General features: G+C 60.5%; 15 protein-coding genes and 2 tRNA genes. 4 read left to right on the plus strand and 13 right to left on the minus strand.

Annotated elements, in window-relative coordinates:
* Nucleotides 1-7: 7 nt before the first annotated feature.
* Nucleotides 8-82, plus strand: a tRNA-Asn gene (locus VOI29_RS13080).
* 312 nt (nt 83-394) lie between these two features.
* On the opposite strand, the gene VOI29_RS13085 is transcribed toward VOI29_RS13080, so the two are convergent.
* From VOI29_RS13085 to VOI29_RS13095, 3 genes are all read right to left on the minus strand, one after another.
* Nucleotides 395-1,618, minus strand: coding sequence for a dicarboxylate/amino acid:cation symporter (locus tag VOI29_RS13085; protein ID WP_323779398.1), 1,224 nt, complete (start codon nt 1,616-1,618; stop codon nt 395-397).
* Between the two features lie 135 nt (nt 1,619-1,753).
* Nucleotides 1,754-2,131, minus strand: a complete 378-nt coding sequence (locus tag VOI29_RS13090) for a RidA family protein (protein ID WP_323779399.1) — start codon at nt 2,129-2,131, stop codon at nt 1,754-1,756.
* Between the two features lie 22 nt (nt 2,132-2,153).
* The gene (locus VOI29_RS13095) at nt 2,154-3,302 is read right to left on the minus strand and encodes a DSD1 family PLP-dependent enzyme (protein ID WP_323779401.1); all 1,149 of its coding nucleotides are present in this window, start codon (nt 3,300-3,302) and stop codon (nt 2,154-2,156) included.
* A gap of 95 nt (nt 3,303-3,397) precedes the next feature.
* Between VOI29_RS13095 and VOI29_RS13100 the strand changes: the two genes are divergently transcribed.
* On the plus strand, nt 3,398-4,324 hold the full coding sequence (locus VOI29_RS13100; protein ID WP_323779403.1) for a LysR substrate-binding domain-containing protein: 927 nt from the start codon (nt 3,398-3,400) through the stop codon (nt 4,322-4,324).
* A gap of 288 nt (nt 4,325-4,612) precedes the next feature.
* Here VOI29_RS13100 and VOI29_RS13105 read toward each other — a convergent pair whose 3' ends face one another.
* The 8 genes from VOI29_RS13105 to VOI29_RS13140 are packed head-to-tail and all read right to left on the minus strand — an operon-like array spanning nt 4,613 to nt 12,437.
* Nucleotides 4,613-5,269 (minus strand): FMN-binding negative transcriptional regulator, encoded by a 657-nt coding sequence (locus tag VOI29_RS13105; RefSeq protein ID WP_323779404.1) that lies wholly within the window; start codon nt 5,267-5,269, stop codon nt 4,613-4,615.
* A gap of 13 nt (nt 5,270-5,282) precedes the next feature.
* A complete protein-coding gene (locus tag VOI29_RS13110; protein ID WP_323779405.1) occupies nt 5,283-7,046 on the minus strand; it encodes an ABC transporter ATP-binding protein in 1,764 nt (587 codons plus the stop codon).
* Between the two features lies 1 nt (nt 7,047).
* Nucleotides 7,048-7,890, minus strand: a complete 843-nt coding sequence (locus VOI29_RS13115; protein WP_323779407.1) for an ABC transporter permease — start codon at nt 7,888-7,890, stop codon at nt 7,048-7,050.
* Complete coding sequence (locus tag VOI29_RS13120; RefSeq protein ID WP_323779409.1) at nt 7,887-8,834, minus strand: ABC transporter permease; 948 nt, start codon at nt 8,832-8,834, stop codon at nt 7,887-7,889. Before VOI29_RS13120 ends, VOI29_RS13115 begins: the two co-directional genes overlap by 4 nt.
* Before the next feature lie 22 nt (nt 8,835-8,856).
* A complete protein-coding gene (locus VOI29_RS13125) occupies nt 8,857-10,413 on the minus strand; it encodes an ABC transporter substrate-binding protein (protein WP_323779411.1) in 1,557 nt (518 codons plus the stop codon).
* 42 nt (nt 10,414-10,455) lie between these two features.
* Nucleotides 10,456-11,568 (minus strand): C45 family peptidase, encoded by a 1,113-nt coding sequence (locus VOI29_RS13130; protein WP_323779413.1) that lies wholly within the window; start codon nt 11,566-11,568, stop codon nt 10,456-10,458.
* Nucleotides 11,568-11,942: a hypothetical protein gene (locus VOI29_RS13135; RefSeq protein WP_323779415.1), complete on the minus strand. Its 375-nt coding sequence runs from the start codon at nt 11,940-11,942 to the stop codon at nt 11,568-11,570. Before VOI29_RS13135 ends, VOI29_RS13130 begins: the two co-directional genes overlap by 1 nt.
* Nucleotides 11,943-11,990: 48 nt before the next feature.
* Nucleotides 11,991-12,437, minus strand: a complete 447-nt coding sequence (locus VOI29_RS13140; protein ID WP_323779416.1) for a hypothetical protein — start codon at nt 12,435-12,437, stop codon at nt 11,991-11,993.
* Nucleotides 12,438-12,599: 162 nt separating this feature from the next.
* Here VOI29_RS13140 and VOI29_RS13145 point away from each other — a divergent pair, with 162 nt between their 5' ends.
* The gene (locus VOI29_RS13145; protein WP_323779418.1) at nt 12,600-13,262 is read left to right on the plus strand and encodes a GntR family transcriptional regulator; all 663 of its coding nucleotides are present in this window, start codon (nt 12,600-12,602) and stop codon (nt 13,260-13,262) included.
* Nucleotides 13,252-14,208 carry an alpha/beta hydrolase gene (locus VOI29_RS13150; RefSeq protein ID WP_323779420.1) on the plus strand — a complete coding sequence of 319 codons (957 nt, stop codon included), beginning with the start codon at nt 13,252-13,254 and terminating at the stop codon, nt 14,206-14,208. Before VOI29_RS13145 ends, VOI29_RS13150 begins: the two co-directional genes overlap by 11 nt.
* Before the next feature lie 200 nt (nt 14,209-14,408).
* On the opposite strand, the gene VOI29_RS13155 is transcribed toward VOI29_RS13150, so the two are convergent.
* Both VOI29_RS13155 and VOI29_RS13160 read right to left on the minus strand, forming a co-directional pair.
* Nucleotides 14,409-14,483 (minus strand) — tRNA-Asn (locus tag VOI29_RS13155).
* A 933-nt stretch (nt 14,484-15,416) separates the two neighbouring features.
* Nucleotides 15,417-15,662, minus strand: coding sequence for a hypothetical protein (locus tag VOI29_RS13160; protein WP_323779422.1), 246 nt, complete (start codon nt 15,660-15,662; stop codon nt 15,417-15,419).
* Between the last annotated feature and the right edge of the window lie 495 nt (nt 15,663-16,157).

A 16,157-nucleotide genomic window follows, 5' to 3' on the forward strand; every position in this document is an offset into this window, starting at 1 on the left:
AGACCGTTCCGGCGTAGCTCAGCGGTAGAGCAGTTGACTGTTAATCAATTGGTCGTAGGTTCGATCCCTACCGCCGGAGCCAAATATTTCAAGGGCTTAGGAGCTTTCGCTTCTAGGCCTTTTCTTTTGGGGCACGCTGGGGGAACAAACCTAAGCGGCCACAATTCACAGCCAGTCGACAGGAGCTTGCGCAACTCAAACCGCTGGGGGTAAGGCCGATGTGACCGCATTGAAGGACGTTCACCTTAAAAAATTACCAGCAATCGGCTTGAACTGCGGTTGTCGCCGGATGAAGACGCAATCTGCGATGCCCCTCCCTTTGACAAATTCCGCAAGGGGGAAGTTGCACCCAGGACATGGCTACGTAACTATCCTGGATAAAAACAGCATGTTGTCAGAGAGCATGTGGCGTATTGTATGTGTCAAGATTCAGTTCGTCTTCCGATTTCGCGATCAACACGGTACAGGCGCAGTCGCCCGTCACGTTCAGGGTTGTTCGCGCCATATCAAGGATGCGGTCGATGCCTGCGATGATTGCGATACCTTCCAACGGCAGACCCACAGAGGTCAGAACCAGCGATAACATGATCAATCCGCCGCCCGGCACACCCGCAGTGCCAATAGAAGCCAACGTCGCGGTCAAGACAATCGTGATATGGTTTCCCATCGTAAGATCAACACCGTAGGCCTGTGCAACAAACAGCGCCGTCACACCTTGATAGAGGGCTGTGCCGTCCATATTGATGGTGGCCCCGAGTGGCAAAGTAAAACTTGCAATCTTGTTGTCGACGCCAAGGTTTTTCGAATTGGCCGCCATCGTTACTGGCAAAGTGCCGGAACTCGAAGTACTGGTAAAAGCGACCATTTGCGGTTCGAGAATACCTTGAAAAAACCGAATGGGGTTCAGCCGGGCAATAATGGCTACGAGCGAACCGTAAACCAAAACCGCATGCAGGATACATCCAATATAAACCGCGAAAATGACTTTGGACATAGGAAGCAAAACATCCATCCCATAGGTGCCGGCGACCCACGCCATCAGTGCAAACACACCATAGGGCGCTGCTGAGATAACAAGTTCGGCCAGCGAAATTACGACCGAATTCAACGCCTCGAACAGATCGCGCACAGGCGTCCCACGATCACCGGCAAGATTAGTCGCCAAGCCGAACGCAATGGCGAAAAAGATGATCTGCAGGACGTTTCCGTTTGCCGCCGCTGCGACCGGGTTCACAGGGATGATTCCGAGCACCGTTTCGCCGAAGGATTGGCCGGTGGGCACGGCCTCGGTCACTGCAGCGGTTAGGTTAAGTCCTGCACCTGGCTGCAGCAGCGTTCCAAACAACAACCCGATTATGATCGCAAAAGCGGTCGTGCCGAGATAGAAGGCAACCGTTTTGATCCCGATCCGCCCCATCCTGGACAGGTCCGTCATCGCGGTCATCCCACAAACTAGAGAAACAAAAATCAGCGGGACAATTATCATCTTGATGGCGGAAACAAAGGCTGTGCCAATCAGTTTGATACTTCCGGCAATCGCTTGATTTCCGGTGAGATTTAAAATGATGCCAAGCCCTGTTCCGACGAAGAGTGCCAGCAAGATCTTTTGCCAGATCATTAGGCCACGCCATCCGCGAGGCCATTTCCGTACTGTGGTTTCCATATCGTTTCCTCCCATAATCTTTGCAGCGGCGGGGCAATCGCGTCCTTTGCCCCGGCTGATAGTGCATTGGTTTTTGTGATAAGTATTTTGTCACGACATGTGCGCGATCAGCTCCAGCTCAACGTCAAAGCCGTGATGGAGTTCGGGAACTGGCACGACAGCGCGGGCTGGTTTGTGACTGCCCATAAAGACGGCGTATTTTGTGTTGAACAGATCCCAGTGTTCGACATTTGTGACATAAACATGTGCAGATACCACATGCTGCGCCGTCAACCCTGCAGCCTCCAGAATTGCGCCCGCATGAGCGAGCACGAGGTCTGATTGCTCCTCAAACGACAGGCTGCGGATCATCGGATCTTCCCTGGCCACAGGCAGGATCCCCGAGACGAAACAGAAGCCAGATTGACAGGCCGCTTGCGAGTAGTGGCCTAAAGGCTTTGCTGCCTTGTTTGTTTCAATAAATTCCATGGTTTCCCCATTGTTTGATGATTTACCAACCCGAGATCCGCGGCCAGAATTGACCGTTCAGCATCGGATCTGGGGACAGCAAGTGATAGCCTTCGTGCTGGGCGGCAGTGGCACAGGCGTGATTTGGCAGAATGCGCAGGCGGGTTCCGACTGACAGAGACGGAAGTGGAGAGGTGAAATCGGGCCGCAATGCGATGATACCGTGCTCCTGATTGACCGCCGCCAAAAACAGCTCAGGCATCGGCTGACCATCCGCGTCGCAGACAATCCCATACCCCTGATCGACAGATTGTGCCGCGGTCCCCCGATCGCGAGACAAGGCCATCCAGCCGACATCAACAAGGATCCAGCCTTTTTGGCGCTGGTGGCCGATCACGGTTGTCAGAACAGACAGAGCAATGTCATCGACGTTGCAGACACCGATGCCGGCCATGACCAGATCGAAAAAGGTGTAGACGCCTGCGCGCAATTCCGTAACGCCAGTCAGATCCCGCGCCGCATGTGCGGTCGGCGTCGAGCCGACGCTGACAACCGGGCAATCATGCCCGGCTTGGCGAAGCATCGCGGCGGCGGTGACCGTGGCATTCCGTTCGCGTTCCGCATATTCGGCGTGCGCATCGGCTCCAATGACACCGTAGCTTTCACCCGCATGGGTCAGCACACCGCGCAGATCCGCACCGCTTTTGACAAGGAGACCAGCGATTTTCAAAAGTTCCGCGCTTGAGGCCGGCAATCCGCTCCTATGACCGTCGCTGTCAATCTCGATGAAGACCGGGATGCTCTGTCCTGTCGCGGCGCATTTCGCCGCCACGGCTTCGGCCTGCTCCATGGAGTCGAGCAGAATTGACAAATCGCAGCCGCGTTGCCGGATTGCCAACACTCGATCCAGTTTTTGTGGCGCAATTCCGACCGCATACAGGATGTCTCTTACACCGGCAGCCGCAAAAACTTCGGCCTCGCGCAAGGTTGAAACCGTTGCCTTGGAAGCCGCGCCATCCAAAATCCGCCGGGTAATCTCTACCGATTTTCCCGTCTTTAAATGCGGCCGCAGTTCGACGCCCAATGTGTTTGCTTTGTCACGCAGTCGTTGGATATTTCGCGTTAGACGCGCCTCCTCCAACAACAGGCAAGGCGTATCCAACGTCTCGACCGAGTTAGTTTCCTCTCTCACAGTGTACCTCCGCCATATGATTGGGAAGGACTATACGTGGGGAAGGTGAATTTTTATATTTACAAAATATAAATCAAAAATTAAGTCTGAAGTTAATGATTACCTCGCAAGATCTCCTGTTCTTTGCCGAAGTTGCGTGCTCAACTTCGCTCGCATCCGCCGCGCGTAGCTTGAACGTCTCGCCGCCTGCGGTCACTCAGCGCCTGAAACAGCTTGAGGCGAAGTTATCTGCGAGGCTCATCGACCGGGTTCGCGGAACAATTTGCCTCACTTCTGAGGGAGAAATGCTGCTGGAAAGGGCGCAGGCGATTCTGGCGGACCTGGACCGCTTGAACGCAGAGATTTCAGATCGGCGTGATCGTGTGACCGGCCCCTTGCGCGTGATTGCTCCGCTAGGGTTTGGGCGACGGTACATGGCGGGGATCATGGCGTCGTTCAAGCAGATGCATCCCGAAATCACTTTGTCCCTCAAACTGTCGGAGGCACCAATCATTACCGCGCAGAAAGAGACTTGGGACGTGCTGGTTAATATCGGAAACTTGCGGGATTCATCTACCATTCAAAGACGACTTGCCGCCAATCAGCGTATCCTGTGCGCAGCCCCCGACTATCTGGTAAAACACGGGCATCCCCGCCATCCTCACGAATTGGTCCATCATGCCTGTGGCGTAATCCGGGAGAACGAAGAAGATGCGACGCTCTGGACTTTCAGTACTGCGGACGCGAAGGACCGCAAGGAAATGATAACACAGCGGATTGTTCCCTCTTTCGCAAGCAACGATGGCGAAGTTGTGATGGAATGGACGAAAGCGGGTCTGGGAATTGTTGAGCGATCGCAATGGGACGTGGCGCCTGAGTTGCGATCTGGCCGTTTGACGAGGGTCTTGAACGACTACCGACTGCCAAATGCAGATATCGTTGCCCTTGTCAGTTCGCGTACCCTACGTGTGGCGCGCACACAGGTTTTCCTCCAGCACCTTGTCCAGCAAGTTGCCGCATTAGACAGTGAATGGCATTTCTAAACCGGATGAGCGAGGGACCAGCGGGAACCAGGTCACGCGCCCTGCATCTCCCGGCAAATGCTGTAGCTATGACGACTGCTTTGCGTCCCGATGCCATTGAAGAGCTTTACACGCCGACTGGTGATAAATTGGAAGGCGTAAGCCGTATTGGTCCGCGTCAAGGCCAAAGTGACCAGAGTTCTGTGTCACACATCCGCCTCGGCCGGCGGCTGAGCAATTATAGAGACGCTCAGGGTGCTCCGTGATTTTCTCTGACTTGGGTCAAGGCCGCTCCCCAAATTCGTCTCTTCAATGACCCTTGCTTACCGGGCTGCGCGGACGTCGCAAAAGATCAATCAATAGGTCTTTTCCAATTTCCTCACCAGCTTCCAACGCCGCTGCAACGCTGGAGCGGTTTGTCTGCGACCGTGTCTGCTCCAGCTTCGATATTCCCTTCAAGGCAGATAGGTGGATGCGAAATCCGATGATCCTGGGCATCATCCGGGCAATATCAGGTTCCGGGATCCGAGACAGCCGCCAAGCGCCGCCAATACGGTGTTCCGACGAGGCGATGATACGCTCCATCAGAGTGCGCATGCCGGGGCCCTCAACCGGCTCTATCTCCCCCCGCAGATGGACCGACCGGTAAATCCAGGTGGGCACATCCTCATCCTCGGCGTACCAGGCGGGCGAAACATAGGCGGAGGGGCCGTTGAAGACCGCAAGCACCGGCCCCGGGGCCATCAGCTCTGCAGCCTGCGGGTTGGCGCGGGCGATATGGCCGATCAGGGTACGGCAACCGGGGTCTTCCGTCTCGAAGAACAGCGGCGTTTGGGTGGCCTCCGGCGTGTCCTGCCCGCGAGTGATCACAGTGGCAAACGGATAGGCGCGGATCATCAGGCGCGCCTCGTCTTCGCTTGCAGCATAGGGTCGCGGCACATACGGCCGCTTTTGGACTTGGCTCATGGAAAACCTCTTTTCAAGCTGCACCGCGCAAAGCAACGAAATGGCCCGGCGCAGCCTCGGCCAAGCGGTAAGGCGCTTCGCTGCCGCCCGTTGCGTCAAAAAATGCCGATTCACCGTCCTGCGCGGCATCCGCCGGCCCAACCTGCGCCAGCTGCAGCCCGCCAGGGCCCGACTCAAGCCGCGGCGAGGCCGACATCAGCCGCCGCGTATAAGGGTGCCGCGGCGCCGCGAACAGTGTGCCGGTCTCACCCTGCTCCATGATCCGCCCCTTGTGCAGCACATAAAGCCGGGCACAAAGCTGTTCGACGATATGCAGATCGTGGCTGATGAACAGGCAGGCAAAGCCGTACTCGCGCTGCAGCGACTTCAGCAGTGCCAGAATCTGCGCCTGGACCGTAACATCCAGCGCCGACACGGGCTCGTCCGCAATGATCAGGTCGGGCCGGCTGATCAGGGCGCGGGCGATGGCCACGCGCTGGCGCTGGCCGCCCGACAGCGCATGGGGAAAACGCCCCGCCATGGCTCGGGGCAGGCCGACTGCCTCCAGCATGTCTTCCGCCCGCGCGCGCCGCTCGTCTGCGGACAGGCTGCGATCGTGGCGCAGCCCCTCTGCGACGATGCGGCCGATCCGCATGCGCGGGTTCAGTGAAGAGAACGGGTCCTGAAACACGAAGCGAATGCGCTGGCGCAACCTTCTCTCCTCTGCCGCCGAGCAACCGCCAAGGTCGTGGCCGTCAAAGACGATCCGGCCAGCGGCTTTAGTGACCAGCTTGCCAATGGCGCGGCCGATGGTGCTCTTACCACTGCCGCTTTCGCCGGCCAGGCCGACGAACTCGCCCGGTTGCACAGTCAATGAAACATCCTGCACCGCTTGGGTTCTGCGTTCGCCCAACAGGCCGAAGAAACGCCTTTCAGCGAACTCCACCTGCAGCCCCTCCAGGCTCAGCAGCGGGGCGCCCGCCGCCCCTTTAACCGGTTCCGGCGCGCCCAGTTGCGCCGCTGCCAGCAGCTTCCGCGTGTAGGGATGCTGGGGGCGGCAGAGCACGGCAGCTGCGCTCCCGGCTTCCACCAGACACCCTTTGTCCATAACCGCGATCCGGGCGGCATAGGCGGCTACCACAGCCAAGTCGTGCGAGATCAGGATGATCGCGGTGCCATTGGCGCGCGCGACCTCGGCCATGATGTCCAGAACTTCCTTCTGTACCACAGCGTCCAGCGCCGTGGTCGGCTCATCCGCGATCAGCAGTGCAGGCTTCAGCATCATCACCGAAGCAATCATGATGCGCTGGCGCATGCCGCCTGAGAATTCATGCGGGTAGCGGTTCAACAGCCGCTCGGCATCGTCGAGTCTGACCTGCCGCAGCATCTCAAGCGCCCTGTCACGAATCTGTGCCGGGTTCAGATCCGTATGCTCCCGCATCGCTTCGCACATCTGCTCGCCAATGCGCATATTCGGGTTAAGCGAAGAAAGCGGCTCTTGGAAGACCAGCCCAATCTCCTTGCCGCGCAGGCGCCGCAGCTCCCGCGGTGGCAGGGCGCCGGTCATTTCATGGCCGCGAAAGGCAACGCGCCCGCGGCTGACCCGGCCGCCGCCGGGCAGCAGCCCCAGGATAGCGCGGCCTATCATGCTTTTGCCGCTGCCGCTTTCGCCCACCAGCGCAAGAATCTCCCCCGGTGCCACCGAGAGGTTCACGCTCTTGACCACCGGCGCTGAGCCGAAGCAGATTTCGAGGTCCTCAATGCTGAGGACAGGGCCGGTGCCAGTGCCGTTTCCCATGTCAGATCACCTCCTTTGAAGGCGCGGATTTCGGATCGAGCTCATCGCGCAGCGCGTCGCCCAGGAGGTTCACCCCCAAAAGCGCAATGGAAATGCAGAGTCCGGGCAAGAGCCCCAGAACCGGATAGCGCACCAGATGCGCCTTGGCCTCGGCCAGGATGTTGCCCCAGCTGGGTTCCGGTGGCGGCACGCCAAGGCCCAGGAAGCTGAGCGCGCTTTCGGCCAGCAGCACCCAACCGAACATCATCGTGGTCAGCACGATCAGCGGCGCCATGCAATTCGGCAGCACATGCACGATCAGCGTATAAAGGCGCGAGTTGCCCATGGTCGCGGAGGCCTCGACGTATTCTGACTGGCTCACCGACAGAACCGCGCCGCGCACCACGCGAGTGACCGCGGGCAGGTAGGCGACCGAGAGGGCAAGGATCACGCCGTATCTGTTCGGCCCGATCACCGCCATCAGCCCAAGCGCAATCAGCAGCCCTGGAAAGGCCATCAGCGCGTCCAGCACCATGATCAGGAGACGGTCGAACCAGCCGCGTAGGAAACCAGCCGCCGCGCCAAGAAAGGTGCCAAGCAGCACCGGGATCACCAGCGTGCCGAGCCCGATCGAAACCGAAACCCAGGCACCGCGCATCAGCCGGGACAGGATGTCCCGCCCGAACATGTCGGTGCCCAGGGGATGCGCCGGCGAGGCGGCAGCAAAGCGGTTCAGAAGATCCGATTTCAGCGGATCATGCGGCGTGTAGACGCTGCCAAGCAGCGCCGTGCAGAAGACGAGCCCGATGAGCAGCGCTCCGGTCAGCCCGTTGGCCTTGCCGAGCAGGCGTTTGGCAAAAATCATGTCAGGCGTACTTTCGGATCGAAGAAGGAATAGGCAATGTCGATGGCGAGGTTGGTCAGCACATAGACTGCGGCGATGAACAGCAGCGCGCCCTGAAGCACCGGGTAGTCGCGGGCATAGATCGAATCCACCAGCAGCTTGCCCAGCCCGGGCAGGGTGAACACGGTTTCGGTCACCGCGGCACCGGCCAAGAGCCCCGCCAGCATGATGCCGACCATCGTCAGCGCCGGCGCAAAGGCGTTCGGGAAGACGTGGCGCCACAGCACCTGACGCTCGGGCAGGCCCTTGGCGCGGGCATGGGTGATGTAATCCTTGCCCATCACCTCGAGGCTGCCTGCCCGCATCATCCGGGTCAGCACCGCGATCTCGGAGAGCGCCAGCGAGGTCACCGGCAGGATCAAATACATCATGCCGCGGCCCAGATCGTCGCTCAGCGAAACAAATCCGACGGTCGGCAGCCAGCCCAGGAGTGCGCCGAACAGCACCAGCAGCATCAACCCGACCCAGAAGCTCGGCATCGACAGTTTCAGAATGGTCAGCAGCACGATCGCGTAATCGGTGCGGCTGTTGTGGCGGTGGGCGGCCAGCAGCCCGGCCGGCACCGACACCAGCAGGGCCGCCGCCATGGCGAGGAGGACAACCGTTGCAGTCACGCTGAAGCGCTGGAGCAGCAGGGCCGAGACCTCCTGCCCGGTCAGGATCGAGGTGCCGAGATTGCCCGAGAACACCTCCCTCAGCCAGGACAGGAACTGCAGCGGCACCGGCTGGTCGAGGCCAAGCTGCGCCCGCATCTGGGCCAGTGTCGCCTCGTCATCGATATTACCGCCGAGCATCATCAGCGCTGGATCGCCGGGCAGCGCCCGCACCAGCGTGAAGATGATCACCGCCACGATGGCGAAGGTCGGGACCGACATCAGCAGGCGTTTCAGCACGAAGATGAGCATGGTAGTCTCCTCTCGCGGCCGTTCAGCCGTTCACCTTCAGCATCCAGCCGCGCAACAAGCCCGCGCCCCAGTTCTCGAAGCCTTCGACCTTGTCCGACATGCCGGTAAACAGGGTGCGGTGGCCAAGCCCGATGGCCGGAACCTCTTCCATGAAGCCCTGATGCAGCTTGTCGATGATCGCCTGCAGCTCCGCCGGATCGCTCACGCGCAAGGCCTCGTTGACCAGATCGACCGCAGGCGGTGACTTCCAAGCTTTGCGCTGCGCGCCACCCGTGAACATCTCAAAGCTCAGCCCGGCATGCAGGCGCGGAGAGAATGTGAAGCTTTGCATTTGGTAACCGCTGCCATTGCGATAGGCTTCGAGCTGGGAACCCCACTCGACCACTTTGAGCTTGGCATTCATCCCGGCGTCCATCATCATCGCCTGCGCCATCAGCGCCCGCTCGTAGTAGGCACCGTTGCGGCGGGTGGCGAGGATAGTGATCTCCTCTCCGTTGTAGCCTGCCTCCGCCAGCAATTGCTTGGCCTTTGCAACGTTATATTCCGGATATTGCGCTTGTACACCGGTGTAACTTACCGACATTGGCGGAACTGGCGATGGCGAGGCGTTGCCAAATCCTTCGGTGATTGCCGCCATGATGCGCTGCGGGTCGATAGCATGGGCGATGGCGCGGCGAACCTGCACGTCCGACAACAACGGATCGCTCGAATTCAGCAGGTAAGTGTCCCAAACCGCGGATTCGGTGGCATCAACCTTGAAGCCGGGCTTGTCCTTCAGTTCGGCCGCGGTCATCGCATCGATGTCGACGAGGTCAAGGTCACCTGCCTGCAGGGCCGTCTTGGAAACCGCACCCTCGCCGACGACTTCCCAGCGCAGGGTATCGACGGTGGCATGTTTTCCGCCACCGTAGCCATTGGCGGCACCTTCACGGCTTGTGTAGTCCGCGAACCGGTTCAGTTCCACATAACGGCCCGGGGCGTGATCACCCATCATATAAGGGCCGGTGCCGATCGGCGCGTTCCAGCTTCCATCGGCATTGACCGAATCCGGATGCAGCACCGCCATCGAACCGCAGTCGAACCGCGCCATGGTGGCGAGGAACACCGCATAGGGTTCGGCCAGCGTAATAACGAATGTGTGTTCATCCGTGGACTTGGCGGAGGTCACTTCGATATTGTTCTGGCCGTTGAAAAAATTCTTGCAATGGGATTCGGACTCCTCGCCCGCGAGCCGGTTCCAGGACCATTCGACATCCTTCGCCGTCATCTCCGCGCCATTGTGGAACTTCACGCCTTTGCGCAGGTTGAAGGTATAGGTTCGGCCGTCGTCGGAAATTTCATAGCCCTCGGCCAGCATCGGAATGATGCTGAAATCGCTGCCATAGGTCACCAGCCCCTCGATAATATGCCCATGCACCTGGTCGGTATTACCGTCGCGGGTGACGCCGGGATTGGTGCCGCGGATGTCGGCATTCAAAGCCAACCGGACCATGCCGTCTGCCAGGGCGGGCAGCACGCTCCCCAGGCCGAGAACGGCTGCGAGGACGGCGGGTGCAAGAACTCTACTTGTTTGTGTCATCTCAATTCTCCCTGTTGGTTCTTCTTGGTTTTTCTCCGCCCGTCAGTGCAGGCGGTAGCTATGAGTATCGCCGTTGGCGTAGGGCAGCTGGCGCACGCGCATCTCCCCCGCTCTCGCGTCCATCAGGATCATCGCCACCGTTGCCGAGAGATAGGCGTTTGTCTCGCCCTCGTTGCCCTGCGGGGTGCGGATGATGCCGCGGGGGGCGCCAAACCGATCGTCGAGCACATCCGCAAGGCTGCCGAGATCGTGCTTTTGCCCGGCCGCCTCGATCAGCCGCCGCAAGCGGCGGTCGCGGAACAGCGTGTCGGCGCCGCGCGCGATCCCGAGGTCGCGCTCGCGGGCGCGCGCCTGAGTGGAGACGAAATGGTTGGAATGGGTGAGGCAGGCGCCCTCCGGCGCCTGCCAGTAGATTTCCGCCGGGGTGGTTTCGAAATTCAAACAATCGCCGCTTTGCGCACAGCTGATTGTCATGTTGTTGGAGACAGTCCGCGGCAGCCGGTACAGCTCGGTCAGCGCCTGGGAATAGCCGCCGGCTTCCAGCACCCTGCGCCGGATCACCGACAACGGCACGCCGAAGGGCGCCTTCCCGTCCTGGGCGCTGACCAGGTTATTGCCGGTGATCGCCACGCCCTGATCGTTGAAACCGGCCCGAGCCAGCCCCCCGGCCTCAACATAGGTCAGGATGTCCGGGTGCCGCTCCGACCGGATCCGCAGAACCACGGTACTTTCAGCGCAGTCAGGCAGCCAGTCCCAGTTCTGCACGTGCAGGAGGCGGCCGCTCACGCTCAGTTGCGGCAGCACCACCGCCGCGGTGCAGCCATCGTCGAGCGAGCCGGTGTCCCTGGGACGCTGCGCGTGAAGGTTGATGATCTCGCTCCGCCCGTTGATGACCAGAACCTCCTCGAGCTGCACCCCGGCACCTGCGGCGATGCCGCGCAGTTCGTCCATTGCCTCCGGCACCTGCGGCGCCAGCGCCTCGCGCAGCCGCGCGGCATAGGCGAGCACGCTGTCCCAGCCCAGCCCGTGCTGGCAGAACAGGTCGCGGTAGACGCCAAGCCCGTGGCGCAGCTGCACATCCGCCTGGCGCCCGTAGGAAAGGCCGCGCTCATAGGCCGGGCCTTCGATCTCTACCAGTTTGGGAGCCGCAACCATCAGCGCGCCCCCGGTGCCGGCAGCCGGCCTTTCAGCACATGGGTGAAGAAGCGCTCCACATAGGGAAACACGCCGCACATGTCATGCGGCACGCCGGGGGCGGTGTCGTGCCAGACATCGATGCTGCGCGCTTGCATGCTCTCGCGGAGCGCATGCAGCCTGTCATTGCGGTTCCGGCCGGCGCTATTGGCGCCGGGAATGTATTTGGGCGAATCCTCGGGGAAGGTGATCTCCCATTCCTCGGTGTCGAGCGCGCCGACGGACATATGAACCTTGACCTGTTTCAGCGCCTCAAAATCAATGCCGCGGCCAAAAATGTCCTGGAAGTTCCGGATTCCCGGCCACCAGTCCATGGTCTCGTCCAGCAGCGTCACCGATCCCGGCGCGCCAATCGAGACTGCCTTCAGCCGGTCCGGGTGCAGCTACAGGAACCGGTGGGTAAAGTGACCGCCGCCGGAAAAGCCGAACAGCATGAACTTTTCGAAGCTCCGGTTGATCAGCTCCCCCGCCTGCGCGACCATGGCCAGCAGCACCTCATCATAGCGGATCTCGTGTTCCACCATGTATTTGTAGCCGCCCGCCTCCATGTCGCCGCGCACCCCCACCGGGAACAGCGGCGCCAGGATCACGCAATTATTGAAGCGGCCGAAACCCGAGAAGGAATCGCGGTAAAGCGACTGCAGGCGCATGGTGCCATGCACCGAAACCAGCAGGTCCAGCGCGCGCTCCGGCTCCCTCCAGGCGCTTTCCGGAATGTAGAGCATGAATGAGAACCGCGGGTCCTGGCGGCAGGCGATGATCGTGGTCTCTCCGGTCAGATACAGCGCGCGCGCCCGCTCCTGCGGGCTGTCTTGCAATCGTGGCAGCATTTTTTGGGGTCTCCTGAACTCTTGTTGATCGGACGTTAGCCAGCTGAATTTTTGGAGTCAAAATATTTTTTTAAATTGGCGCCAATTTTGATAACGATATTGATCTGCCCATACTTCCTGACTATTGTGCATCACAACGAAGCATGAGGCTCATGGGAGAATATGCTAGAAAAACAAGACAACGCGGGCGCCAAGCCCGGCCCGGACGAAATCTCGCAGCGCATCATGGCCGACATCAACACCGGGGTGTTGCGAAGAGGCGAATGGCTGAAGCAGATCGATCTGGAGCGGCGTTACAGCTGCACGAGGGTCAAAGTGCGCGACGCTCTGACCTATTTGCACTCCAAGCGGCTGGTGGAACATATCCACAACCGCGGATACCGGGTGCCGGACCCCAATCCGGTGCGCGAACGGGAAATCGGCGAAGTCCGCGCCCTCCTTGAAGCCCATGCTGCCGCGGATGTGCTGGAACTGGCAGCACCGGAGGATGTGGCCCGCATGCGCCAGTTGGCCGAGGCCTTCCGCGAGGCAGCTTACAACGGCACGTCGTTCTCCCAGATCGAGGCGAATTACGCCTTTCATGCCGTACTTTACGGTTTCTGCCGTAACGAGGTGCTGCGTGAGCTGATTTTGGACCTTCGCCAGCAGGGGCCAGCGGCGCCGGTGGGCCAATGGCAGACCGTGGCCCAGCTACAGCGCGCCACGCAGGATCATTTCGATATCGTCGATGCAATAGAACGGCGCGATCTCGATCTTCTTCGCAAGCGCATTACCGCCCATATCGCGGGCAAAGCACCACAAGGGAAGACACAACATGACGCTTGATCCCGATTTGCGCCGGATGCTGGACCGCTCCCGAACCGCTGGCGGCCCGCCGCTTCAGGACATAGCCATTGAGGACGCCCGCGCCGCCATGCGGGAGATGTTCCTGGCCAACGGCTACCCCTTCCGCCACCCCGCCGCTGTCACCCATTTCCCTGCCGGCAGCGGATGCGGCTTCGGCATCCACTTCTACCGCCCTGCAGGTTTGAACGGCCCCCTGCCTGCGCTGGTCTATTTCCATGGCGGCGGGTTCGTTCTGGGTGACGCCGCCGCTTATGACGTGCATTCGCGGGCCTTGGCGCATCTTCTGGGTGCAGCGGTGGTCTTTGTAGAATACCGCCTGGCGCCCGAACACCGCTTCCCCGCCGCGCTTGAGGATGCACAGGGCGCAATGGATTGGCTGGCAGAGAAGATCCCGGAATTGGACATCGACCCAGCCCGTATGGTGCTGATGGGTGAAAGCGCTGGCGGCAACTTGGCAGTGAATGCGGCGCTGCATGCCCGCTCGCAGGGCAGGATCGCATTTTGCGGCCTTACCCTGATCTACCCGGTCACAGACATGCGCCCCTTCACCGGCAGCCATGCGCCAGGCGGCTCGCTCGAAACCTATTCCAGCGGCATGAACCTCGACATGGCGGAGATGCGGTGGTTCTGCGAAACTTACCTGAACACGCCCTCCGAGGGCAGCTTGCCGGAAAACGCTCTGCTCACACATCCCGGCCTGGCAGAGCTGCCTCCGACCCGGGTCTACACCGCGGAATGCGACCCGCTCCGGGACATGGGAATGAATTTCGCCCTCCGCCTCACCGAACAAGGCGTCCGTGCCCACGCTGAATGCCTGCCTGGCATGCTCCATAGTTTCATGTGCCATGGCAGTGTTTCGCCCCGGGCGTTGCGGCACTTCTTTCGGATCGTGGAGGATATCTCCTCTCAGTTTGCCTCGCAGTAGGCACTGTAAAGACCGGAACAACTCAAGGGCCACATTAATCCGAGCAAGCGCCACTGCGATCCCCTCCTGCCGCTCCTCTCCATGCTCCGGCTCCCGCGAGGGTCCCGCTAAACCGGATGTGACAGAGAATGTGCCCAGAACGGCAAAAGCGCCCCGGGATGGAGCGCTTTGTCGTTTACTTCCAACCTCTTAAATGAAGCTGGCTCCGGCGGTAGGGATCGAACCTACGACCAATTGATTAACAGTCAACTGCTCTACCGCTGAGCTACGCCGGAACACAAGATGGGGTATAGAAATAACTCCAAAGGACGTCCAGAGGAAATCTACGGTTTTGAGGAACTTTTTTCGCTCACCGTTCAAGGTGCCGTTTTTACCGGAGAAAATCGCAGGGACCCCAGGGCTTGCCAGCCTCCAAACAGCCGCCGGACGGGCCGCCAATTGTTCGCGCCGGTTGCATGTGCAGAACGGTTGGTACGGTACGGCTACCGCGCTTCCTCAGGTGAAACTTTCGGCGTCAGTTCCTCCCAAAAAGGCCCGCAGCGGCGGTTTCGTCTCCGCTGTGCAGGATTGCTGCGCACCAGAGCATGACACGGTTGCAAAATGTGAACACGCCGGCGGCAGCCCAGGTTAACCAACAACGACACCGTGAAGGGCGGGATGCTTTGCCTCTGCCAGAATTTTTGGCACCAATGCAACGCCTGCTCGCTGTTTGGCGCGCTCCAAGGCCACCGCGTCGCCGCCTGCACGCAAGCCTTCCCTAGGTGCTCTACATCCGCCTCCGTTCCGGGCAGCATCGTGCCCCTGCCGCCAGTCCGGCGGGCAATTAAATCGTCCAGCCCAGCCTTGTTGGCCAGTTTGACCAGAACTTCGGCAGAACCCGCGTTCAGGATGGGGGCGCGGCCCTCAGCCGCGGCATGCTGATGTCCATCAGGATCAGACCGAACCGCCCGCCTTCAACTGCCTGGAACCGCTGTCACCTGATGCCCCTCCCGGCGCAGCATCGTGGCCAAGAGTTCTCGGTTGATGCCGTTGTCCTCGGCAATCAGCAGCCGGCAGGTGCCGTTCCGGCGGGATCTGTCCCGCGTTGCGGCCTTTTGGCTGCCGGCATCGCCAGTATGTTAGTGAACAGGCTGCCTTCGCCCAGCTTGCTCTCGCACGCAATCGTTCCGCCCTTGGCCTGCACCATCTGCCTGCTTCCTGCCGGGCACTCACGGCTGAATTACGATCCTGTCCAGCTGCCAGATGCTGCGCGAATAGACGACTTCAGTACGGAAAGCCGGGTTGCTGCCATAGGGGTACACAACCCATAGCAGCACCATGCCGCGCAGGGACATTTCGGCCCCATTTCGTTCAAAGGCGACAATCGCCCCTCCTTCGACCGCATCCGCAACAGCGATCTCCACCACGTAATCATACACCGCATGCGCCATACGGCGGCCGCTGCTGACATCCATCTGCCCGGCCGGAACGGCCAGCGGCACGCCGGTGAATTGCTGCGGCCCCCGTGGTCCAGATGGTTTCCGTCTCCAAGGTGACCGGTTCCAGCGCGCGCAGATCCTCGATCGCGAAATCAACCTACGCATTCCAGCACTACCTATGTTGATGCCATCTCAACAACGACCGGGCAAAGCATGGCATATCCACACCGCCCTTGCACCGGCACCTGCGGATAGGTTCTGGACCTTTCGTACAGGGCCCTGCAGTGCCACCCCTTCAACGCTGGCTTGCCGGACGCCCGCGGGGCACCGTCGGATCGATCGAACTTCAGTCGAGGCACAGCTGCAGCAGATGTTCACACTCCGTCCCCGCCCGCACCGAACAGGAGGCAGGGCTGTTCTGACAGCCGCCAGCCTGACAGCACCCGTGTCACCCCATTTCCGCCGGCAGAGCCGCATAGCCGCGGAAGCGGATACGCCCGCCCGGCACCCGGCCGGTCAGCAGCCGGTAGC

This window comes from Leisingera sp. (assembly GCF_034669605.1).
In the GTDB taxonomy this organism is placed as follows: Bacteria; Pseudomonadota; Alphaproteobacteria; order Rhodobacterales; family Rhodobacteraceae; genus Leisingera.